Raw genomic sequence first — 22404 nt, 5'->3', positions numbered from 1 at the left:
TTCGTAGAGGCGTATAGGTTTTTTTGTGTCCCAAAAAATATTTTCTAACTATTTTATAACAACATTTTATTTATGCGAAAACTACAATTGAGTTGGCTGCTCTTTTTGGGTCTTTGCTTTTCTAGCGGCATTTTGTCTGCGCAGTTGAGTGAAGATTTTGAAGGCAGTGTACCTCCTGCGGGTTGGGCCATTTTTGACAACGGTATTGGTACCACCTATTCTTGGGCGGTTGATACTGCTGCAAATAGTGGAGCTCAGGCTGCAAAGGTACGTTATGAGAATGTAACCGGCGGTAATGCGGTAGACTGGATGGTGACTCCAGCGGTGGCTATTACGGCGGGGAACAGTGACTTGACTTTTTATCAAAAGCAATCATTTACCCCAGATTGGGAAACGGTTTATACTATTCGGGTATCTACTAGCTCTCAGACAGACACTAGCACATTTACCATTGTAGACACCCAAGTAGAGACAGATTTTACGACAACTTATAGCGTGAAAACAGTTGACTTGAGTGCTTATGTGGGACAGTCTATCTATGTTGCTTTTGTCATGGAGCAAGATAACGGAGACAGTTGGTTTATTGATGATGTAACCATTGGTGCGCTTCCTTGTTTGGATCCTACAGCCTTGACGGTGAGCAATGTAACGGCTAGCTCTGCGGAGGTAGCTTGGACGACAGGTGGTGCTGCTCAGGCAGAGATTGCTATTGTTCCTGCTGGCGGCACGCCTAGTTCTGGTACTGTTACTGCGGCCAATCCTTATACGGCTACAGGCTTGACAGCTGCTACAGCTTATGAGGCCTATGTACGTGACTACTGTGGTGCGGGCACAGGAACTAGCGCCAACATGGCTATTGCTGGTGTAATGGACGGTCCTTTGACTGGCGGTACGCCTAAATTTGTAGAGGTAGTGGTCATCAATGATGTTGCAGACCTCTCTATTTATGGCTTGAGTTCTGCCAACAATGGTAGCGGAACTACGGCTGGTGCAGAGGTGAACTTTCCTTCTGGTCCTGCAGTAGCGGGTACTCGTATTTATGTAGCGAGTGACTCTGCTGGCTTCCGTGATTATATGGGCTTTGATGCGGATATTATCGATGGTACAGTAAACGTAAATGGTGATGACGCCATTGAGTTGTATGAGAACACTACAGTAATTGATGTATTTGGTGATGTGAACACGGACGGTACAGGCGAAGCTTGGGAATACCTAGATGGCTGGGCTTATCGTATGGGTACTGCTACCCCTTCTGCTACTTTTAATGTAGCGGATTGGACGCTATCTGGCCCCAATGCCAATGATAACTGTAGCACGAATGGTACTTGCGCCTCTGTATATCCTGCTGGCAGCTACACGCCTGCTAGCAATAATGCGAGCACTTCTAACTGGGTTGGCCCTGTTGCTTTTGCGACTAGCTGTACTTCTGTACCTGCTGGGGATTCTACCCACTTAGCAATTCCGATCAATAGTGCTACATTTAGCATGACGGGTAATACTAGCGTTTGTTATACCAACACAGCTCGTAGATCTTCTCCTGATGTTTGGTTTAGTTATGTAATTCCGGCTTGTACAGACTCTTTGTACATTGGTCTAGATAGCTCTGACTTTGATACTTATCTCTCTGTACTTGCTGCAGATGGCAGTACCGTTTTAGACTATAATGATGATGTTGTATCTGGTACTTCTACGTCTCGCTTGGAGCTAGTGCTAAGTGGAAACACAGACTACAACGAGGGCGATACCATTTATATCTTGGTTGAGGGCTATGGTACAACAGACGTAGGTAATTATGCTTTAGACTTTACAGCTACCTTTGGCAGCCCTGCTGTAGGAGACTCAATGAGTGCTCCCTTTGTTATTGGTGGTCTTCCTTACAATAATACAGGTAATACAGCTTGTTATAACAACACGATGGGCAATGCCTCTAATGATGTTTGGTTCCAATATATTATTGAACCTTGTACAGATTCTGTATTTATCGGATTAGATAGCTCTAACTTTGATACTTACCTAAGTATTTATGCCGCTGATAGCAGCTTGCTAGATAGCGATGATAATAGTGGAGCTAATAATACCTCTAGCTTCACCTTTAGCGTTCTAAATAATGCTAATTATAATGAAGGAGATACCCTCTACATCTTAGTAGAAGGGGCTGCTAGCAACAATGGTAATTACGTACTCGATATTAGCAGTAGAGCAATTACCTACCCCAATGACTCTGCATCTGGAGCTACTGTTGTAGGTGCAGCACCCAGCTCTTTTACCGGAAATACAGATTGCTTTAGCAATACAATTGGATATACAGCCGGAGACGCTTGGTTTATGTATGTCATTGAACCTTGTACAGATTCTCTTTATATTGATTTGAGTAACTCTTCTTTTGATACTTACCTTCGCATTTATGCTGCTGATGCTAGCACATTGCTTGACACTGACGATGATGGTGGAACAACCTATCGCACTTCTATGCTAGGCCTCGATATTACCAATGATACTACTTATAACGAGGGAGATACCATTTTTATCCTTGTTGAAGGCTATTTAAGCAATACAGGTGCTTTCCAGCTAGATGTTAGCCGGACGAACTGTGTTTCTATTGCTGATGCTTCTGTCGCACTCACTGGCCTTATGCCTACTTACTGTGCTGGCGAAGATGTTACCGCCCAATTGGTTATCTATAACCTAGGTACAGATACCCTTGCCGCTGCTAACTATACAGTTACCTCTGCTGGTGTTTCTGTCGCTACTGGCACAGAAAATAATATCCCCGCTGGCGATTCTGCTATCGTAGCTGTTGGTCCTTTCCCCGCTCCTTCAGGAAGTACCGCTGTCACTGCAGTCGTTAGTCTTACTGGGGATGTAAATGCAAATAACGACACGGCAAGCGTTGGTATTACAGCTTCAGATGTTACCGCTAGCGCTCTTGCTACAACTGATGTCGATTGTAACGGAAATGCTACTGCTGAAGCAACTGCTACGGCTACAGTAGGCATTGCCCCCTATACTTACGCTTGGGATGCTACCGCAGCTAACCAAACTACAGCTGTGGCCAGCAACCTTGCCGCAGGAAGCTATTCTGTAACGGTTACAGATAGCCTAGGCTGTTCTGATGTTGCTACGGTAACTATTTCTGAACCCACCGCCCTAGTAACGACTACTACAGATAATGGCGACGGAACCGCTACTGCTAACGTAACTGGTGGTACTACACCCTATAGCTATAGCTGGACCAATGGTTCTACTAGCGATACAGTCGTAGCCACTGGCCTACAAACTGTTACTGTAACTGACGCCAACGGTTGCCAAGATAGCGCTTCTGTAACTATTGTTGTAGCCGTAACTAATGTGGCTGGCCTAGAGCAAATTCAGCTCTTCCCCAACCCCGCCAACCAACAAGTAACGCTTAGCTTCGAACTAGCCGAAAGCCGTAACCTAGAGCTACAAGTTGTGGCCCTAAACGGTCAGGTGGTTTACAGCCAAACGATTACTCAAGTTGGCCAACAAAGCTACACCATCCCCACTGCAGAGCTAGCTCCTGCTATGTATATGGTCCGTATCATCGATACAGAGGCCCGTACACAGGCTACTCAGCCTTTGGTGATTAAGCGATAGTCTTTATGACTTTAGCTTTTGCTAAATAAACTGACCCTCTACAAGTTATCTTGTAGGGGGTCTTTTTTTGGGGCCTCCTGCCTGCGGCAGGCGCTACGTTCCGCAGCTCGCAGGTCTGCTCGGCCCTGCAGCCCTGCGGGCTTTGGTCTGCCGCTGCGCGGCCCTGCTGCACATCGCTAGGCCGAGCGGGCCCTTTGGGGCCCGGGGCTGTTGAAAAAGACATTAGCTAATTACTTTTACCGAAAAACTATATAGGTATATAGTTGTATAAGTTGTCTATTTTTTGTAAATTTAAGGATGAAAAGAAAAGCTGTATTTCGCAATAGCCAACAAAATCAGATGAGCATGTTTCCTGAAGATTTAGGAGCATGGATTCCAGCAGATCACCCTGTTCGAGTTGTCAATCAAGTGATTGAACAAGTCAACTTGAAACGCCTATATGATAGTTATAAAGGTGGAGGAAGCTCATCTTACGACCCGAAAATGATGATTAAAGTGTTGATTTATGCCTATTTAGACAACACTTATTCTTCTCGAAAAATAGAAAAAGCCTTAAAAGAGAGTATTCCTTTTATTTGGTTGAGTGGTCGTTCTACTCCAGATCATTCTACGATTAGTATATTTCGCTCAAAGCGCCTACAAGGCTTTGAGGGAGAGATGTTTAAAGATATATTTACAGATATCGTTTTGCTACTTGCAGAAGCAGGTCTAGTTGATTTGCAAGATGTTTATACAGATGGGACAAAATTAGAGGCTAATGCAAATCGCTATACTTATGTTTGGGCCAATCGTTTATCTAGTAGTAAAGAAAAAATCAGAGAGCGCCTGGAAGGTTTCTGGGCTTATTTAGAAGGCCTGTATAAGTCTGAGGAACAAGAGATTGAGCCCTTAAATTTAGGAAAAAAGGCTAGCTCAGAAAAGATACAAGAGACTGTTGATAGAATCAATCAGTTAGTGTCAGATAAGGAAATAAAAGCAAAGATCGCCAAGGAAGAAAAAAAAAACTTAAGGGCGATAAATAAATTTGCAGATCGCTATAAACGTTATGAAGATCAGGAAGCTATTATAGATGGCCGTGGAAGTTATAGTAAAACGGATCATGATGCCACCTTTATGCGAACTAAGGATGATCATTTAAAAAATGGCCAGCTTAAAGCAAATTACAATATTCAATTTTCGACATCCAATAGAGTAATTACTCATTATTCAGTAGAGCGAACATCTTCTGATATGGCCACCTATATCCGTCATTTAGAGGGATTTAAAGAGCGTTATAATTTTTATCCCAAGCAAGTTACCGCAGATGCTGGCTATGGAAGCGAAGAAAATTATCTTTTTTTAGAAGAAAAAGGAATAGAGGGTTTTGTAAAGTATGGTTCTTTTTACAGAGAGCATCGAAGAAATTTTAAAACAAAAGAGTTTGCGAATGCTAGAAACCTTGACTATGATGAAAAAGGTGACTTTTATATTTGTCCTGTTGGGAAAAAAATAAACCGAATAGGAGAGACTAAAAAGACACTTCGGTCAGGCTACATTAAAGAAACAAATATATATGAAGCAGCAGACTGTAAGGGCTGTGCGCTGATGGAGCCCTGCTTAAAACAGAACTCAAATAAAAAAACCTCTACAAATCGAAGAATCCATAGAACGCCTAATCTAGAGCGATTAAGAGCCAAAGCAAGAAAATTACTTTTAAGTGAAGAGGGGATTAGAAAACGAAAACAAAGATCAGTAGATGTTGAAGGCTGTTTTGGAGAGCTAAAACAAAACAAAGGCTTTCGGCGACTGATGCTTCGAGGATTAAAGAAGGTGAATATAGAGGTCGGCTTGCTTGCTATGAGTATGAATATTGCCAAACTAGCAAAGCATAAAGCTCGAACTATGGACGAAGTCTGTCCAAAAACATCAAAAACGACTCTTTTTAACAGAAATAACAAAAGTATTGCCGCAAAAAGAGGGTAATTAAGGGGCAAGTATTGCCTTTTTGTAAAAAAATGGACACTTATTAACATTTTTTATTTTTTTAGTCCTAAAAATGACTTTTGACTTCCTCAACAGCCCCAAACTGCTGCTATTGGTCCAATAAATAGGCCTCGGCCTGGGCTAGGCGAGCAGGCGTCCCAATATCAAACCAATCCTCTTGCTGATGCAAATAGGCCAATAAACGCTCTGTTTTGGCCCAATTTAAAAAGAAATCAATAATAGAAAACTTGGCCTTGGGCCCAGCCAATAAAGAAAAAGCCGCAGGCCCCAACAAACTAATGCCCGAAAAAGCATAGGCCGAAACCGCCAAAGGATCTGCCGCTCTGGCCCAACGATATTCCCCCGTTTTTTTATTCTGCCAGCCCACTAGCTCTTCTTCCAAAAATAAGAGTTGGCGACTAGAAGGCCGCTGACGCATAGCCAAGACCCCCAAAGGCTGTCCCTTTTGGGCCCAAAAATCAAGGGCGGCCCCAAAGTCAAAATTGCAGTAAATATCTGCATTGAGCAAAAATAAGGGCTGATTGGGCAATAAAAGAGGGGCGGCCTGCCGCAAGCCACCTCCAGTCTCCAATAATTGGCTCCGCTCATCAGAAATGAGAAGCGGAAAGGGGAGCTCTAAGCGCTGCAAATAATCTATCAGCTGCTGGGCATGGCTATGCACATTCACAATCAGTTGCTGGCATTGCGCCTGCCGCAAACGGTCTATCCAATACTGAATAATGGGCTGTTTTCCTAAGGGAACCAAGGCTTTAGGGATATGATCGGTGAGTGGAGCCAAACGGCTGCCTAGGCCCGCCGCAAAAATCATCGCTTGCATAAGTTGGTCTTTTTCTTCAGAAATGAGCGAAAAAATACTAAATTCGGCCGTCTTCAGATCAAAAGATTCTAGTTTATCTAAAAACAGCTATCATGAAAGAAGTATATATTGTGGCTATGGGCCGCACAGCGATTGGAAACCTTAGCGGTAGTTTGGCTGCCGTTTCTGCTATTGAACTAGGTAAAACCGCCATTAAAGGCGCTTTGGAGCGTGGAAATATTGCGCCCGAACTGGTTCAGGAAGTATATATGGGCAATGTCTTGCAAGCCAATGTAGGACAGGCTCCTGCCAAGCAGGCCGCCCTAGCTGCAGGTATCCCGAATACGGTACCTTGCACCACGGTCAATAAAGTGTGCTCTTCTGGAATGAAGGCCGTGATGTTGGCTGCTCAGTCTATTATGTTGGGCGATAATGATATTGTTGTAGCTGGTGGGATGGAGAGCATGAGCAATGCACCTCACTACTTACCTTCTGGTCGTACGGGCATTCGCTACGGCAATGGCCAAATTGTAGATGCCATTGTTCGCGATGGTCTACAAGATCCTTATAATGGCGATATGATGGGTGTTTGTGGCGAGGTTTGCGCCGAGGGCAAAAACATTGATCGTTTGGCCCAAGACCAATATGCCCTGGCTTCTTATGAGCGGGCCCGTGCTGCTCAAGAAAAAAATCTATTTGCCAATGAGATTGTCCCTGTAGAAATTAAGGGACGTAAAGGTAAGGTCACTGTAGTGGATACAGACGAAGAAGTAGGCAATAGCCGAGTCACTGATTTGGCCTCTGTACAAAAGGTCCGTTCTGTATTTAAGAAAGAAGGAACTGTAACTGCTGTAAATGCCTCAAAAATCAATGATGGTGCTGCGGCTATGGTATTGATGAGCAAAGAAAAATGCGAAGAGCTTGGTCTTAAGCCTTTGGCCAAAATTTGCAGCTTTGCCGATGCGGCCCAAGAGCCTGTTTGGTTTACTACCACTCCTGCACTAGCTATGCCCAAAGCTCTAGATAAAGCGGGCGTAGCCCTAGAAGAAGTAGATGTTTTCGAAATTAACGAAGCATTTTCTGTAGTGGCTTTGGCCAATATGCAGGCCCTCAATATTCCTCATGAGAAGGTCAATGTACTTGGTGGTGCCGTTTCTATGGGCCACCCCATTGGAATGTCGGGTTGTCGTATTGTTATGGCTATGATTACTGCCCTTACTGAGCGCAATGGCCGCTATGGTTTGGCGGGTATTTGTAATGGTGGCGGTGGAGCCTCTGCTATGCTTATTGAGCGTCTCTAGTTCTTCGGTCCAAACTAAAAGCGTCCCTCTTTGCTGGTCAAAGAGGGCCGTTTTTTTTTAGCGGCAAGCAGGCGGCGCAGCCGCCGCAAAGGCGCGCAGCGCCTCGGCTGAGGGATGGATAGCAGTGGCCGTCAGGCCAGACCCAGGCGGCGCAGCCGCCGCAGGGCCGAGCAGACCTGCGAGCTGCGACACAGCCCGACCCGCCCGCAGGGCGGGGCAGCCCCAAAAAAATAAAAATGCCTTTCCCCAGCTTAATTTGACAAAACATTAGCTTCCTTTTAGGCAATGGGCAAATTTTGCCCCCAAGACGGTTTTTAAGCTTAACTTAGGGGTAGAACCCAAGAAATCCATCTAAGAGAAGTAGACGTATTATGTGACAACGAACAGATTTAGCCTATGAATAAGAAATATTTGAAATGGGAGTTTTGGCCTTTTTGGTTTTTTTATATCCCGGTCTATGTGGTCTACCTTTGGTACAGCCTTAAGGCTCGTTCTATGACCTTTTTTAGTGCCACTAATCCGGCGATGTATATGGGTGGTTTTGTGGACTACTCGAAGTATGATATTTTGGAGCGTTTGCCAGAGGATGTGGTGCCCAAAACCTTGCTTTTGCCTAATGAAGATCCGCTTTCGGTGGCTTTGGCGGCTGTAGCAGAGGGGCAGTTTAGTTATCCGCTCATTTTGAAGCCCGACAAGGGGGAGCGTGGTTTTGCGGTGGCCAAAATTGACAATGAAAAAGAGTTGCGGGAGTATTTGGCCGAGCACAATCAGTTCATTTTGATGCAGCGTTATGTGGATATGCCTTTGGAGTTTGGGGTCTTGTATTATCGCTTGCCCAATGAAGAAAAGGGGCAGGTCAATTCTTTGGTAGAAAAGAGTTTTTTGACCGTAGTTGGGGATGGTGTTTCTGACCTAAAAACCTTATTTGAGACTTCTGAGCGGGGGCAATATTATTTAGATGTGTTGCTCAAGGAATATGCCGACCGACTTGATGAGGTTTTGCCCAAAGATGAGGCTTTGCGTTTGGTAGAAATTGGAAATCACTGTCGTGGCACGGCTTTTTTGAATAGGAACAACTTGATTACGGCAGAATTAGTGGCTTCATTTGACCGAATTTCTAAGCAGATTGATGGCTTTTATTTTGGTCGTTATGATTGTCGAGCGGCTTCTTTAGAGGACCTTTATGCGGGGAAAATTCAGGTGATGGAGCTCAATGGGACGAACTCGGAGCCTGCGCATATTTATGACCCAGAAATGCCAATAGGAGAGGCCTATAAGTTCCTCTTTAATCATTGGAAAATCATTTATACGATTGCCAAGCAAAACCATGAAAAAGGCATTCCTTATATGTCTTCTATGGAGGGCATTAAGGTGACTCGAGAGTACTTTAAAAAGCGAAAAGAAGGGGCAGAAAATGCCCAAGAGGCGGTGATTGACTTTTAAGCAAAAAGGGCGCAGGGAAATTTCCCCGCGCCCTTTTTTTTGGTCCTTTGTCTTGTCCTGATATACTGATACAACAAAAACAGAAGATAGATGGAAAATAAAGAAGGTCAGTATGTTAAGCGGACGCAAAAAGATTATACCTTAGCTTTTAAGCTCCAAGTTGTGTCGGAAGTAGAAAATGGCGAGATTGGATTAAGGGCGGCTCAACGGAAGTATGGGATACAAGGAGACAGTACAATTCGGACATGGATCGAGAAACATGGCCAATACGATAAAAGCTATAAATTAAGAAGTATGAAGAAGAGTCCAGAACAAGAATTGATGGAGTTGCGTCAGCAATTGAAGCTTTTAGAGAAAAAAAATCGTCGCTTGGAAAAGGAGCTAAATCAGGCAGATAAGAAGGCTTTGTTTTTTGATATGATGATAGATATAGCGGAAGAAGAGTTTGAAATTCCAATCAGAAAAAAGTCTTTACCCGAACAGTTGAAAAATTCCAAAAAGAAGAAAAAATAAGCTTAAGTGGCTTATGTCGATTGGTCGGGATAAATCGTCAAAAGTATTATAGATCGAAGGCGAAACATAGATCTAATCAGTGTTTGGCAGAAAAAGTAGTTGCCTTAGTTCAAGAAATACGGAACAAAATGCCTCGCTTAGGAGGCCGCAAAATGTACCATTTACTTCAATCTGAGTTGAAGGCTCTACGAGTAGGCCGAGATAAGTTTTTTACTATTTTGCGGGCCAACAATCTGCTGGTTCGAGCTCGAAAGAACTATCATACAACGACAAATTCCTTCCACCACTACAGAAAGCATAAGAACAAGATAGCTGATTTGAAAATTTATCGGCCAGAGCAAGTCTGGGTTTCAGATATTACTTACATTGGAACGAGAGAAAATCCAATGTATTTAGCCTTGGTCACAGACGCTTATTCTAAGCAAATAATGGGATATGATGTCTCTGACAGCTTGAGCAGTATTGGCTCTATTCGAGCCTTAAAACAGGCTGCAAAGCGTCGTCTATATCCTAACGAAGAGCTAATTCATCATTCTGATCGGGGCATTCAGTACTGCTCAAATGATTATCAGCAAGTACTCAAAGAGCTAGGCATAAGTTGCTCTATGACTGAGTCTTACGATCCTTATGCAAATGCCGTAGCAGAGCGAATAAATGGAATATTAAAGCAAGAGTTTATTGCAGATTTTTTCCATTTAGGGCTAGATGCGATGAAGAAAATAGTGGCTCAAAGTATTGATATTTACAACCAAGCTCGGCCACATTGGTCTTGTCAATTTATGCCGCCTGCTGAAATGCACCAACAACAAGAGCTCGAATATAAGAGCTATAAAAAGAAAACAACTCTAGCCCAAGATCATCTTAAGCCAGAGTTGTTAAATTGACAACAAGTTATTTCCGTAAGATTTTTTGACCTTTTTGAAGGAGGTCAAAATCTTCCAGAATAACTTTTCACCCGTATTTAATCAGAATTTTATTGCTTTAAATTCTGTATCAGTTTTTCAGGACGGGACACTTTTGATTTAGAATTGATCACTTTTGGCAGAAGCCCCCAGTTCCGTTAAGATATCGGGATGAGGAATCTTTATATCCACGATCAGGCCGCCTTTGGGCGCTTCAGAAAGCTGGATGCTCCCCCCTTCTTTCTGCAAGACCTTTTCGATCAGGGCCAAGCCAATACCATGGCAGGGCTGGCCATTTTTATCCTTATCTTTTTCTGAGAAAAAGAGTTCTTTGGCTTGTGGCAGGGCCTGAGCGGCTATGCCTGCGCCATTATCTGTAATTGTTAGATGGTAGCCTCGGCTAGTTTCTGATAAATTGATATTGATCCAGACCATATCTTGTTGCGCAAAGCGGCAACTATTATCAATCACTTCATCGACTAAAAGCTTGAACAACTTTGGCCGATAATAAAGCGAGGGCGGCATATTCCACTCCAAATGCGCTTTTTGGCCATAAGCCAATTGAAAATGCTGCTGCATAGGCAGAAGTGGAATATCTTTGAGATCTTCCTCTAGGTATTTATCGGCATGATTATAATTCCAGAGCCCTTCTAGCATTGATTTTAGGCGGTCTGCGGATTGCAAGACCTTTTCCATCATTTGTCGTTTTGTATCGGGCAGGGCCAATTTGCCATCAGCGAGGAGTAGGCGGGTAACGCTAGCAATATTGCGCATAGGCGTTCGGAGGTCCTTGAGGGCCACTCTTGCAAATCGCTCTAATTCGGCATGTCGTTTTTGTTCTTTGGCCAGGGCTTCTTCTACTTCTCTTTGTTTTTTGCGCAATTCAAATAGGCGAATCACCTGCCGGCCCAAAATTTCTAGGGCCTGTTTTTCTTCTTCCGAAAATGTTCGGGGCTTTTCATCAAGTACACAAAGGGTACCCAAAGGCAGCCCTTCTTTGCCTAGCAGGGGCACCCCGGCATAAAAGCCTAGATTGAGCGGGCCCGTTACCAGAGGGTTATCCCAAAAGCGTTCATCCTTTTTGGCATCCTCCACCACAAAGACCTCATCTTGCAAAATAGCATGCGCACAAAAGGCCAAATCTCGATGCGTTTCTTCAGCTTCTAGGCCCTTTTTGGCCTTAAACCATTGTCGGTCTGTATCAACCAAGCTGATAATCGACATAGGCGTGCCACAAATTTTAGAAGCCAAATTGACCAAGTCCTCATAGTCTTGTTCTGGTAAGCTATCCAAGATATTATAGCTGTCAAGAGCAGCCAAACGGGCGGCTTCTTGTTCATGTTTTTTAGCAGGAATCATTCTTGTTCTAGTTAGTCTAGCTTTGGGGAGAGCTAGCGGGTCGGTTAATTAAGGCAGGGCTGCTGTATATACAATTATTTGAGCAATTAGTTGCTTTACTTTTTTCTTTTTAACTTACTTTAAGTTTTTCTTCTCTGTAGATGCCAAAGCTATAGAGGGGTCACCAAAAAGAGGAGAGAATATTCTGCTTGTTGGTTTTTAGTGTTGGTTTGGGGGGAGGAATAAGGCTGTTATGAGGCATGTATCGAAAACTCAAATATGTAAAAAGTTGTTAAATATGGAAGTAGGGAGAAGGTCGAAAGGCAGCTTGTCTACTATATACGTAGTCTTGCCATTGTTTTTATTCCTACTTTTATTTGGGGGAAGGGACGAACCAAAAGAGGTGACCGTATTTTTCGGCCCCGCCTTTGAAAAGACTAAATGTAGCATTAGTTTAAAAGCGAATGATTCTAATATTAAAACGGAGATAGTTTTATATAATTCAAAAAGTGTATTTCCTGGTAAAGATGCAGTAATTGAAGCTCAAGACTCAATTTCATCAAAATCTCGAGAAGTTTTTGCACTTTTAAGTAATATGGTAAAAGTGTCAGATTGTGGGAGTGAAAACATCTTAGATGGAACTGATGTAATTATCAAAATAGGGGATGGCGATTTTATTAGTTGTAATTCTGGAAATATAGAGTCTAATGTGATGCTTGTCGAACTGTTAAATGATTTATTTAAGTTTTCTATAGAGAATTCAAATAATAAAATAATCGTAAATTACCTAAAAAGGAGAAAGGGGGAGTTCTGATTTGAGGGGACTGGCTGTTCATCTGCACTAGTTCAGGTCTACAGCTAGCCAGTTTTGCGATAGAAGGCTGCTTGTTATTTTGGGAAAGGATCACATCCTTAAAAGAAGCCTATCTATTCATCTAATTAACAATGGCTATAGAAAAATGATAAATTACTTTTGCTTAATAAGCTGCTTGCTTTTGTGCTCTGCAAGCTGTGGAGCTTTGGAAACAACAGACCATTCTTTGGGGCGGATAGATTCAATACAGCAGCCTATAAAAGTTAAAAAACTAAACCCTTTTATCAAAGACTTTAGGTGGAACCCCAAGGGGAGTAAAGGAGTTCAAATCTGGTTTGGAGCGGATAAGCTATATTATTTACATTCTGTTCACTGTCTGTATATGTTTCCAGTAATTTATACTGATAATGAAGCAATTATGTATTGGGATGCCAAAATGGATTGTCGATACGACGCAAAGTTTCAAGATAGTTTTGAGGGCCTAACTGCCCCTAAAGTTGGAGATGCTTTCGCAAAATATACCCTAATTGAAACTAATGTCATTAGTGTTGAATATTATTTTCCAAAATGGGTAAGCGCTTATATTGAGTCTGAAAGTACTGAGGACTATACCTATTTTCCAGATACTTTTTATTATCAAATGGATTAAAGGAAACTGCTGTTGCCCAAACTAATAAGAGGAAATAGAGATGATGAAATTTTGTATAGGACTGCCCCTGCTCATGTTAATTTTTGCTTGTTCTTCCACAAAAGAACTTACTGTAGTTAATCAGGATAAATTAAGCAAAAACCTAGCTGATAGCTGTATCTTTAAAGTTGATTTTCAGACCGGATTTCTTAATGAAACAGTTGCGTTGAGCTTTTTGGATACCCTAGGCGAAGAAGTAAAAATCTTTGATCTAGATAGTGTCAAAACATGGAACAGTGAGCTTACTTCTCTTCAGCTAAGTTGCTTTTGCAGGGATGGAGAAAAATACTTTTATATTACAGGCAAGGAGTCGCCTACCATCATTTCTGCAGAAAAATTTAAGTGGAGCCAATTTTTTTTTCACATAAATGATAAGCCTTTCCGACTTTCGATCGAAGGAGAGAATAAATACTATGGCATAAATTACTACAAGGATAAGGAGTCTGTTTATGTGATATCTCATGATTCTCCATTTACCTATTGGTAGAGGTTGCGACTTTAGTCCCTATTGCTTTTGGTCGATTTTATTTCTCAAAATTTTATTAACACTTAGTGTTTTTTGAAACATATTTTGACGAAAAATTAGAGCAAGAGTGCTAGGAGTCCAGAATCTAAGGGTGTCCTGCAAATTGCTCAATCCGGAAAAGACCCTTCTAGAGCAAAAAATCGAACAATAATTAGAATGTAGGGGGAGGATTTCATAGGCCTCCCGCCTTCGGCGGGCGCTACGTTTCGGGGCTCGCTGCTCGCTCGGCCCTGCGCGGGCTGCGCCCGCTTGGTCTGGCCTTCGGCCACCCCTGCACATCGCTAGGCTGCTCAACTGTCTTTTTTCCTTGTGCGTTCTTCTTCGGCGGTCGGGCAGTTTTGGGCCCATGGGCTGAAGTCCATGCTTGCAGGTCTATGCAAACTGGCGGGCTAAAGCCCTTCTTTGCTATAAATGATATGGGCCGATGGTTTCAACCATCGGCTCATTTTTTTGGATGTAGAATGGCCATCTTTTTTGCAGTGGGTTTTAACCCACTGGTTTTCATATTATATAGTGGCCTAGGGGCTTTTCCCTAGGCTACAAAAAGGGAGAACACAAAATTTTAGGCAGCCCCAAAAAAAAAGGCAGAAAACCAATTGGTTTTCTGCCTTTTCAATACTCCTAAGCGCTAGTTAGAGGCTAGCCAAAATGGCATCTAGGTCCAACTCTTTTTTCAGTTGATCTACGGCCTTTTTAGCGGCTTGCATGCCTGCTTTTAGTTCTTCTAGACTGAGGTTAGCGGTAGCATCTGCCGCATTGGCGCCAGAAGATTGGCTGCCTAGGCGCTCGGCCAATTTTTCTAGCTTGGGCAATTGGGCCGCAATCATATCTTTATGGCCCTGCAAGCGCTCCTGAATCGGTTTTTTGCTATTATGAAAGGCATTGATAAATTGCTCTACCTTTTCAACGACATCTTGCGTAAAACTCAAATCAGTTTGCTGGCTTTCGCCCTTCTTGAGGCGAGCCGCCAATTCCTTGACCTTGTCAAAGTCTGATTTAATTTCTTTAGAGCTATCTACCAAAGCCTTGAGCTCTTCTTTGAGCGCCTCTTTTTTGGCCGCTTTGGCGCTGTCTTCTGTTTGGGCCTTGGCCTCTTGCTGCTCCTCTAGTGCAGATTGGTCCATAGAGGCAGAGGCCGCATTAGAAGCTTCTGCCGCACCAGCAGCTAGCTTAAAGCCCAGTTTGGCCATATTGAACATCTGCTTGCCCATTTTTTGGATCTGTGCCACCTTGGCCATTCCCTGCTTGGGCATCACATTGATCTCTTCCTGGCCATCAGTTTCACTCACAAAACAATGCCCCACCAAAACATTTTTCTTGTTGTCTTTAAGGCGCTGTTTAATTTCTTTTTTCCACTCAGGCGTTTGCTTGCCCGGCAAAATAATCATGGTCTTTTTCCCTTTCTTATCGGCAAACTCAAAGTTGGTCAATACCACAAATTCTACAGGCTGCTCTGGCCCTTTGTGTAACTTCTTTAAGCCGTTAAAAAGAAGACGTACCACCTTCTTATAATCATTAAAGGTGAGGGTCTTTAAGTCCTCTGGCTTGATTTTACTAATTTTCAACATAGGTTCTTAACTATTAGGTATTTTGGCTTAGGATTTCATTCTAAAATCCTTTGCCCTAAATATACAGAAAAGGGACTAAAATCAAACGTTTTTATAGGTACAAAAAAAAGAGGCTGCTCCTATTCGGAACAGCCTCCCCTAAAAACCCAAACAAATAAACACAAAGACAATACAAATGTACGGATCAGATTTTAATATGCAAACTATGGGCAGTTTTTCTTCAGACTTTAACACTTTTAGGGCGGTTTTTATTACTAAAAGGACCAAATGTTCCATTTTGGGCCAAAAAAAGGAGCAGATGTTTTCATCTGCTCCTTTTTAAATTTTCGCTTAGCGATAAATTTTTTGTTGATTGAGCCAACGCTGGTAGGTTCTGGCATTTCGGCCATGCTCTGCCGAGTTTCGGGCAAAGGCATGTTGGGCGGGCTGCCCTTCTTCTGGTGGCTTGGCACAGAAAAACCAGTAGTTGTGCTTTTCGGCCTTCAAAACGGCATCTATGGCTTGGCGAGAGGCCATGCGAATAGGGCCGGGAGGCAAACCTGCATACTTATAGGTATTGTAAGGCGAATCAATTTCGAGCATCTCTCTAGTGACTCTTCGGATAGAAAAATCGCCCTGGGCAAAGACCACCGTGGGATCGGCTTCTAGTTTCCAGCTTTTGCTTTTGAGCCGATTGAGGTAAACGCCAGCAATGCGGGCCTTTTCTGGTCCATAATTACTTTCTGCATCTACAATAGAGGCCAAGGTATAAACCTCTGCAGGGCTCAGGCCAAGGCTGTCGGCTAGGGCCAGGCGGTTGTTGCTTTTCCAAAACTTATTGTGCTCTTTTTTCATTCGGTCCACAAATTCTTCTGGCGAAATATTCCAGTAGAGCTCATAGGTATTGGGAATAAAAAGCGTCATTAGCGTTTGCGGATTAAGCTGATTCTGGGCCATAAAGTCGGCCTTTTGCATGGCTTCCCAATAGGCCAAAGAATCATAGGCTAGTTCTTGGCCCAAAAGACCCGCTAGCTGTTGGGGCAAACGCAAATTATTAAAGGTAAAGCGAACAGGCGACTGCCCTTTTCTTAGTTGAGCAAAGAGCTGGTAGTAGCTGCTTAGCGTATCTTCTAAAATATAGCGGCCCGCCCGCCCCTTAAACTTCATTTTTTGGCCCACCCAGACAAAATTGGCCTTGTCCTTAAGCCAAGCTTTTTCGCTCAAACTGTCGGCCAGCTGCTCTAGACTAGGGGCCTCTTTTAGGTAAAGCGTAATTTGCTCTTTCTCTTTGGGCAAAGAGGGACCAAAAATGATTTGGTAGTAATAATAGGCAGCGCCAAGAGCCGCAATGGCTCCCAGAAAAACAATAAGCAAACTAATGCGGATAATCCGAGCAAGAGATTTTTTTTCCATGATAACTTGAGATGAAAAAATGCAATTTTGGCGTTTTGCAGGGCCGAAGGCCCGCAGGCTGAGGGATAGAAAGTGGTGCGGCCTAGCCGCAGACCTAGCAAAATGAGCCTAGCGAAATTTTGCGCAGGGCCGAGCAGACCTGCGAGCCACGACATAGCCCGACCCGATTATTCATGAGGGTTTCCACCCTCATTTTGTGTAAGTTCGCAAAGCGATACCGCTTTGCGCTGGGTTTCAACCCGGCGGAAGGGGCAGCCCCAAAAAATAAAAACCTTAGTACTGTTCTTTTTCGTTGGGAAAATCTTGGGTTTTGACATCCTTGATATAGCGCTGGGTGGCTTCCTTCATCATTTCATACATATTGAGGTAGCGGCGCAAAAAGCGAGGGTGAAAATCTTTGGTCATGCCCAGCATATCGTGCACCACCAGCACCTGCCCGTCTACATCGGGGCCGGCGCCAATGCCAATAATGGGAATGCTGACCGCCTGGGCGACTTCTTTGGCCAATTGAGCGGGGATTTTTTCGAGAACAATGGCAAAACAACCCAGTTTTTCGAGCAATTTGGCATCTTCTAGCAGTTTTTTGGCCTCGGCTTCCTTTTTGGCGCGCACACTATAGGTGCCAAACTTATAGATCGATTGAGGGGTGAGGCCAAGGTGGCCCATAACAGGAACGCCAGCCGACAAAATGCGGCTAATCGACTCCGAAATTTCGCTACCGCCCTCTAACTTCACGGCATGTCCGCCCGTTTCCTTCATGATGCGGATGGTAGAATTTAAGGCCGCTTTAGAGTCGCCCTGATAGCAACCAAAAGGCAAATCGACGACCACAAAGGAGCGGTCTACGCCACGTACAACAGATTGTGCATGATAGATAATTTGGTCCAAGGTGATGGGGAGGGTGGTTTCATGGCCCGCCATAACATTAGAGGCGCTATCTCCGACCAATAAAACATCAATTCCGGCTTCATCGAGGATGCGGGCCATAGAAAAGTCGTAGGCGGTGAGCATAGAAATCTTTTCGCCTCTTTGCTTCATGGCGTGCAAAACATGGGTGGTTACTTTCTTGACAGGCTGATGTACAGACATAATTTGTATTCCTAGTTGGTGAATCCCAAAAATGAGATTTTTTAAAAGGATTACAAAGAAGTTAGGCCTTTGATTTATATATGAAGTTCTATATAGCCAGAAAAAAAGGAGGAAAGCCTTGGCTTTCCTCCTTTGGGGCCCTTCCGTTAAGGACCTTAGGCGTTTTGGTAAACAGCGGCATAGCGGGCCACGTATTTGCCCAAAATATCAAATTCTAGATTGACGGTATCGCCTACTTTTAGCTGCTTAAAGCTGGTGTGCTCGTAGGTGTAGGGGATAATCGCCACCGAAAATTCATTTTGGCTAGGATTGACCACGGTCAAGCTAACGCCATTGATGCAAATAGAGCCTTTATCGACCAAAAGATGCTCGGGGGCAATTTCGTAGCTAAAGCGAAAATACCAACTGCCATCTACTTCTTCTACCGCAAGGCATTGGCCCGTTTTATCGACATGGCCCTGCACGATATGGCCATCTAGGCGGCCATTATAAGGCATGGCGCGCTCCAAATTAACGCTGTCGCCAAGCTGAAGCTGGCCCAAGTTGGTCCGAATTAAGGTCTCTTCAATGGCCGTGACTGTGTAGTTCTCCTGATTGCAAGCCACTACGGTCAAACAAACGCCATTATGAGCCAGACTTTGGTCAATTTTTAGCTCAGGCGCTAGGCGAGAGGCTACCTTAATATGCAAATTGCTGCCTTCTTTTTCTAGACCAATAATTTGGCCCGCATCTTCTATGATTCCAGTAAACATAATTGTTGTTTTTGTCTCTAACAGAGCAAAAGGAATAGAGTTTAGTCTTCTTTTTGCTGCGCTTCAATTTCTTCCTGCAATTTAGAAATAAAGATAGATAGGGGCCGAAGTTGGTAGTCCTTAAATTGCAAAAAGTGCACAAATTGGTTTTCAAAACGATTGATTAGGGGCTTTTCAATGATCTCTTCATTTTCTAGCAAAGGCCGCTCTTCAATGACTTCCTCAATGTAGAAACGAGTCTGCAAACCCAAATAGGGCGCTTCATGAAAATGCTCCGGAAAGCCCGTGCCGTATTTTTCTAGCATTTTGCCCAAGTAAAGGGTGGCATCATAACCCATATAGGCAAATTCTCTGGGCGCAATGCCATAGCGCTGCTTATATTTTTTGATAAAGGCCTTGGCCTCCCGACTATCTTCTTGCACAAAAAGGGCATCGCTAAAATGAAGGCGGAGGTTTTCGTAATAGTCGTAGTTGATCCGCTCGTAGTATTTCCATTGCGGCATCCCAATGACTAAAAATTCATAGCCTTTGCCTTTTTCTACTCGGTCTACCAAACTATGCAGCTCTCTAAGGGCCGCAAAGACAAAACTTTCAGAGCGATGAGAGGGAATGATGATGATGTTTAGGGCATCTTTGCTCAACTTTTTTTGAATGTTGGCAATGCTCAAACCATTGTTGGGCGAGAGGTAGCTCGGAATCTGAGCATCCAAATCATTTTTCCCCTTTTGGTAGGCCGCAAGCAATTCGCGAACAGCATTGCTGTCTCTTTCTTGGCCTACAATCAGCAGGTTTTGCTTCTTAATGCGGTATTTTAGCTCGGCAGGGGTCTCAATGCCCTGGGCCAAAAAAGCCCCCATATGTTGGTAGTGCACCGGATAACCCGGATTGAGCTGTAGGTAGAAAATGTTGTTTTCTGTTACTCTGGGGTTGTTGTTAAATGGCGAAACCACCATAATGCCGCTGTCTCGACCAAAATTGGCCGTTTTTTGTAGTAGTTTAGAACTCACCGGACCCAAAATGACATCCGATTCCGCCAAAGATTTACTTTTGAGTAGGCTGTCTATTTTGCTTTCACTAGCTTCTGTATCAAATACTTGTACCTTTAGGGCTAGCTTGGTTTTTTGCAAACTATCCAAAGCCAATTCTACGCCCTCATAGTATTCTACAGCCCGCAAAGAACGAAGCGGAATCTCGTTTTTATAGTATTTATTGGCCAAAAAAGGCAACATGATCGTCAAGGTATATTGCTCTTTCATCTCGGCCTGACGCATCTGATTGGGGTTGCCCTCATAGATTGTTCCCGCATAATCAATCCAACCCAAGGTGTCTTTGATAATCGGCTGCTGCCCAATTTTTCTATACTCTACAATGATTTGCTTAAACTGCGATTCTTGCAAAGTATCCTGCCAAACAATGGTGTCGGGCTTGATGTTGCGCAGACTATCTCGATTCGTGATTTCTGGCTTGTAGCCATTATCTACAATGGTTTTAACGGTATCCTTATTGGTCCGAACGGGGTCTAATTCATCGCTTCCGCCCCCTCCTTTCAATAAATGACAACTATCCAAACCCAATAATAGGCCCAGGGAAGCGAGCAGTAATGTTATTTGCTTCAAGTTCATAAACATGGTTATATATAATCAATAGTTTGATGGGCCAAAGGTACAATTTTTTACTGTTTTTTTGGGGCCTCCGCTGCGGCTTCGCCTTGCGGCGCTACGCTTTGGGGCTCGCAGGTCTGCTCGGCCCTGCGTCGCCTTCGGCTCCTTGGTCTGGCCTTCGGCCACCCCGCCGCATCGCTAGGCCTGCGGCCCTTCGGGCCTGCTATAGCTTTAATCCATTTTGTAGGGCCAATAGCAGCAAACTCTGCCCCAGTTGTTTATTGAGCTGCCCATTTTGGACCAAAGGGACCTCTAGCAGCCGAGCGCGTCCTTTGCCGCTGGCAAAGGGCGCAGCGCTCATTTTTGCTCGGCCCAAAGCGGCCGGATAAATGAGCCAGCCTTCTTCGGCCTCCCACTCTTGCTGATAGCTGTAAATTTGTCGCAAGTCTTGCTCGCTAGGTAGTCCTTGCTCTAGTAGTTTCCACTTAAATTCTATCAAAATTCGCCGACCATGCGCATCTTCCCAGCAGCAGTCGGCCCGCAGTTTTCGGCTTTTCCAAAAGGGCTTTTCTGCCTGAAAGGAGAGTTGCCAGTTTTTGGGACAAATGGCGCTCAAACTAGCAGCCAAATATTGCTCAAAGAGTTGGGGCATGGGCAATAGAAAGCTCCAAAGCCAATTTGGTCCTTTTTGGGCCGATGGCCGCAGACCACTAAGGAGCAGACGGGCCAACTCAAAAAGAAGCTGGGCCTTGGGGTTTGTAGGGGCATAGGCTGCCCAAAGGATGCGCCTAGGGCGAGCCGGGGCCGCTGGCAATTGCGCTAAAATATTTTCTAGCTGCCATTTTTCTTTGGGGGACAAGCCTTGGGCAGCCAGCTCCTTGAGGGTCCAGACCAATAGCTGCAAAAAGGGGCTGGGCCTTTTGCTAGCCTGCCGCATATAGGGCCAAAGTTTGGCCGGTGGCTGCAATTTAGAAAAGTGAATTTGGCCCTTCCAGTTTTTACTGCGGCGGCCCTGCCGCCCTCCCTGATACTCTTGGGGCCCCTGCCAAAATTTTTCTAGCTCAGCCAAAAAATTCTGCCGATAATGACTGAGCCAAGGCCCCTTTTCGCTAGCTTGTTTGGCCCAGTTTTGCCAATGCGCCAGTTCTTCAGCCTGGCTATAGGCCAGCAGGTCTTGCAATATCTGCCGATGCTCTTTTGGGTTTTTGGCTTGGGCTTTTTCTAGCTTGGGCAAAATCTCTAGGCAAAGCTGCTCCGTTTCGACTAGGCCCACAAAGTTGCCCCAACGCAATCCCTGATGAAGGGGAAATACATAGGGCGGCCCTAGCTGCAAAAGGCTTTGCAGTTCATCGGCGCTGAGGTCTGTCCCCAAATAGAGGCGATCCTGCTCAAAAATTTGAATTTGTTTTTTGCTAGACACTACTTCAATAAGGTCTGGGCCTCTTCTGCAGTGAGGTGAATGCAGTCGCCAGCCTGCATGTATTCTGGCATTTTCCATTGGCCAATCTGATGGCGGAGCAAACGCAGGGTGGGAAAGCCTATGGCAGCTGTCATTTTACGGATTTGGCGATTTTTGCCCTCTCGTAAGCCTATGCGCAGCCAAGTGGTGGGAATATTGGCCCGAAAACGCACAGGCGGATCCCGCTCGGGTAGGGCGGGCGGCTGCTCCAAACGCTCTGCTTTGGCCGGCAAGCAGGCATAGCGCTTCTTAGAGGGCAGCTTGATGGATAAACCGCCCGCCCGCAACTTTTCTAGATCTTCCTCCTGAGGCTCGCCCTCTACTTGGACCAAATAGTAGCGCCAATGGGCATTTTTTGGGGCCAATAAACGAGTTTTGAGCAGATTGTCATTGCTAAGTAGCAAAAGGCCTTCGCTATCGGCATCTAAGCGGCCAACTGGATAGACATCCTTGGGAAAGCCTAGCTCGAGATGGGCCAAAGTGATATGATCGGGATGCTCTTGCGTAAATTGCGAGAGCATGCGGTAAGGCTTGTATATAATGTAGTAGGACTTGGCCATAAGATGAATATTTTGCAGTGTACAGGCCCGAAGGGCCGCAGGCTGAGGGATGGAAAAGGGGGGC

19 protein-coding genes are annotated in these 22404 nt (G+C 44.4%); 10 read left to right on the top strand and 9 right to left on the bottom strand.

Annotated features, from left to right (window positions below; all coding sequences use genetic code 11):
* Window positions 1-72 precede the first annotated feature (72 nt).
* Both SGRA_RS00535 and SGRA_RS00525 read left to right on the top strand, forming a co-directional pair.
* Window positions 73-3615: a T9SS-dependent choice-of-anchor J family protein gene (locus SGRA_RS00535; protein WP_014373116.1), complete on the top strand. Its 3543-nt coding sequence runs from the start codon at window positions 73-75 to the stop codon at window positions 3613-3615.
* A gap of 297 nt (window positions 3616-3912) precedes the next feature.
* On the top strand, window positions 3913-5577 hold the full coding sequence (locus SGRA_RS00525; protein ID WP_014373114.1) for an IS1182 family transposase: 1665 nt from the start codon (window positions 3913-3915) through the stop codon (window positions 5575-5577).
* 109 nt (window positions 5578-5686) lie between these two features.
* Here the strand turns inward: SGRA_RS00525 and SGRA_RS00520 are convergent, their stop codons facing one another.
* On the bottom strand, window positions 5687-6415 hold the full coding sequence (locus SGRA_RS00520; protein WP_014373113.1) for a nucleotidyltransferase family protein: 729 nt from the start codon (window positions 6413-6415) through the stop codon (window positions 5687-5689).
* Between the two features lie 92 nt (window positions 6416-6507).
* Between SGRA_RS00520 and SGRA_RS00515 the strand changes: the two genes are divergently transcribed.
* The 4 genes from SGRA_RS00515 to SGRA_RS00495 all read left to right on the top strand — a co-directional run bounded on the left by SGRA_RS00515 (window position 6508) and on the right by SGRA_RS00495 (window position 10535).
* Window positions 6508-7695 carry an acetyl-CoA C-acyltransferase gene (locus SGRA_RS00515; protein WP_014373112.1) on the top strand — a complete coding sequence of 396 codons (1188 nt, stop codon included), beginning with the start codon at window positions 6508-6510 and terminating at the stop codon, window positions 7693-7695.
* Window positions 7696-8091: 396 nt separating this feature from the next.
* The gene (locus SGRA_RS00505; protein WP_014373110.1) at window positions 8092-9138 is read left to right on the top strand and encodes an ATP-grasp domain-containing protein; all 1047 of its coding nucleotides are present in this window, start codon (window positions 8092-8094) and stop codon (window positions 9136-9138) included.
* 90 nt (window positions 9139-9228) lie between these two features.
* Window positions 9229-9651: a transposase gene (locus SGRA_RS23895; protein WP_014373109.1), complete on the top strand. Its 423-nt coding sequence runs from the start codon at window positions 9229-9231 to the stop codon at window positions 9649-9651.
* A gap of 20 nt (window positions 9652-9671) precedes the next feature.
* The gene (locus tag SGRA_RS00495; RefSeq protein ID WP_041329421.1) at window positions 9672-10535 is read left to right on the top strand and encodes an IS3 family transposase; all 864 of its coding nucleotides are present in this window, start codon (window positions 9672-9674) and stop codon (window positions 10533-10535) included.
* A gap of 138 nt (window positions 10536-10673) precedes the next feature.
* On the opposite strand, the gene SGRA_RS00490 is transcribed toward SGRA_RS00495, so the two are convergent.
* On the bottom strand, window positions 10674-11912 hold the full coding sequence (locus SGRA_RS00490) for a GAF domain-containing sensor histidine kinase (RefSeq protein ID WP_014373107.1): 1239 nt from the start codon (window positions 11910-11912) through the stop codon (window positions 10674-10676).
* Between the two features lie 277 nt (window positions 11913-12189).
* Here SGRA_RS00490 and SGRA_RS00485 point away from each other — a divergent pair, with 277 nt between their 5' ends.
* The 3 genes from SGRA_RS00485 (at window position 12190) to SGRA_RS00475 (ending at window position 13880) form a co-directional block, all read left to right on the top strand.
* A complete protein-coding gene (locus SGRA_RS00485) occupies window positions 12190-12705 on the top strand; it encodes a hypothetical protein (RefSeq protein ID WP_014373106.1) in 516 nt (171 codons plus the stop codon).
* Window positions 12706-13087: 382 nt separating this feature from the next.
* A complete protein-coding gene (locus SGRA_RS00480) occupies window positions 13088-13354 on the top strand; it encodes a hypothetical protein (RefSeq protein WP_041329420.1) in 267 nt (88 codons plus the stop codon).
* Window positions 13355-13394: 40 nt separating this feature from the next.
* A complete protein-coding gene (locus SGRA_RS00475) occupies window positions 13395-13880 on the top strand; it encodes a hypothetical protein (protein WP_014373104.1) in 486 nt (161 codons plus the stop codon).
* Between the two features lie 671 nt (window positions 13881-14551).
* Here the strand turns inward: SGRA_RS00475 and SGRA_RS00470 are convergent.
* Window positions 14552-15487, bottom strand: a complete 936-nt coding sequence (locus tag SGRA_RS00470; RefSeq protein ID WP_014373102.1) for a hypothetical protein — start codon at window positions 15485-15487, stop codon at window positions 14552-14554.
* A gap of 175 nt (window positions 15488-15662) precedes the next feature.
* Here SGRA_RS00470 and SGRA_RS23695 point away from each other — a divergent pair, with 175 nt between their 5' ends.
* On the top strand, window positions 15663-15809 hold the full coding sequence (locus SGRA_RS23695) for a hypothetical protein (protein WP_014373101.1): 147 nt from the start codon (window positions 15663-15665) through the stop codon (window positions 15807-15809).
* Window positions 15810-15817: 8 nt separating this feature from the next.
* Here the strand turns inward: SGRA_RS23695 and mltG are convergent, their stop codons facing one another.
* From mltG to SGRA_RS00440, 6 genes are all read right to left on the bottom strand, one after another.
* On the bottom strand, window positions 15818-16879 hold the full coding sequence (mltG, locus tag SGRA_RS00465) for an endolytic transglycosylase MltG (protein ID WP_014373100.1): 1062 nt from the start codon (window positions 16877-16879) through the stop codon (window positions 15818-15820).
* Window positions 16880-17152: 273 nt separating this feature from the next.
* Complete coding sequence (panB, locus tag SGRA_RS00460) at window positions 17153-17968, bottom strand: 3-methyl-2-oxobutanoate hydroxymethyltransferase (protein WP_002660578.1); 816 nt, start codon at window positions 17966-17968, stop codon at window positions 17153-17155.
* A 155-nt stretch (window positions 17969-18123) separates the two neighbouring features.
* On the bottom strand, window positions 18124-18720 hold the full coding sequence (locus SGRA_RS00455) for a riboflavin synthase (protein WP_014373099.1): 597 nt from the start codon (window positions 18718-18720) through the stop codon (window positions 18124-18126).
* 41 nt (window positions 18721-18761) lie between these two features.
* On the bottom strand, window positions 18762-20342 hold the full coding sequence (locus tag SGRA_RS00450) for a type 1 periplasmic-binding domain-containing protein (protein ID WP_245538602.1): 1581 nt from the start codon (window positions 20340-20342) through the stop codon (window positions 18762-18764).
* Window positions 20343-20544: 202 nt separating this feature from the next.
* Complete coding sequence (locus tag SGRA_RS00445; protein WP_014373097.1) at window positions 20545-21741, bottom strand: 5-methylcytosine restriction system specificity protein McrC; 1197 nt, start codon at window positions 21739-21741, stop codon at window positions 20545-20547.
* On the bottom strand, window positions 21741-22340 hold the full coding sequence (locus SGRA_RS00440; protein WP_014373096.1) for a pseudouridine synthase: 600 nt from the start codon (window positions 22338-22340) through the stop codon (window positions 21741-21743). The genes SGRA_RS00445 and SGRA_RS00440 overlap by 1 nt, the downstream gene beginning before the upstream one ends.
* Window positions 22341-22404 lie beyond the last annotated feature (64 nt).

Origin of the sequence: Saprospira grandis str. Lewin (genome assembly GCF_000250635.1) — a bacterium.
Classification (GTDB): domain Bacteria; phylum Bacteroidota; class Bacteroidia; order Chitinophagales; family Saprospiraceae; genus Saprospira; species Saprospira grandis.
Note: the sequence above shows the minus strand (reverse complement) of the source record. Positions and strands in the feature narration are given on the sequence as shown.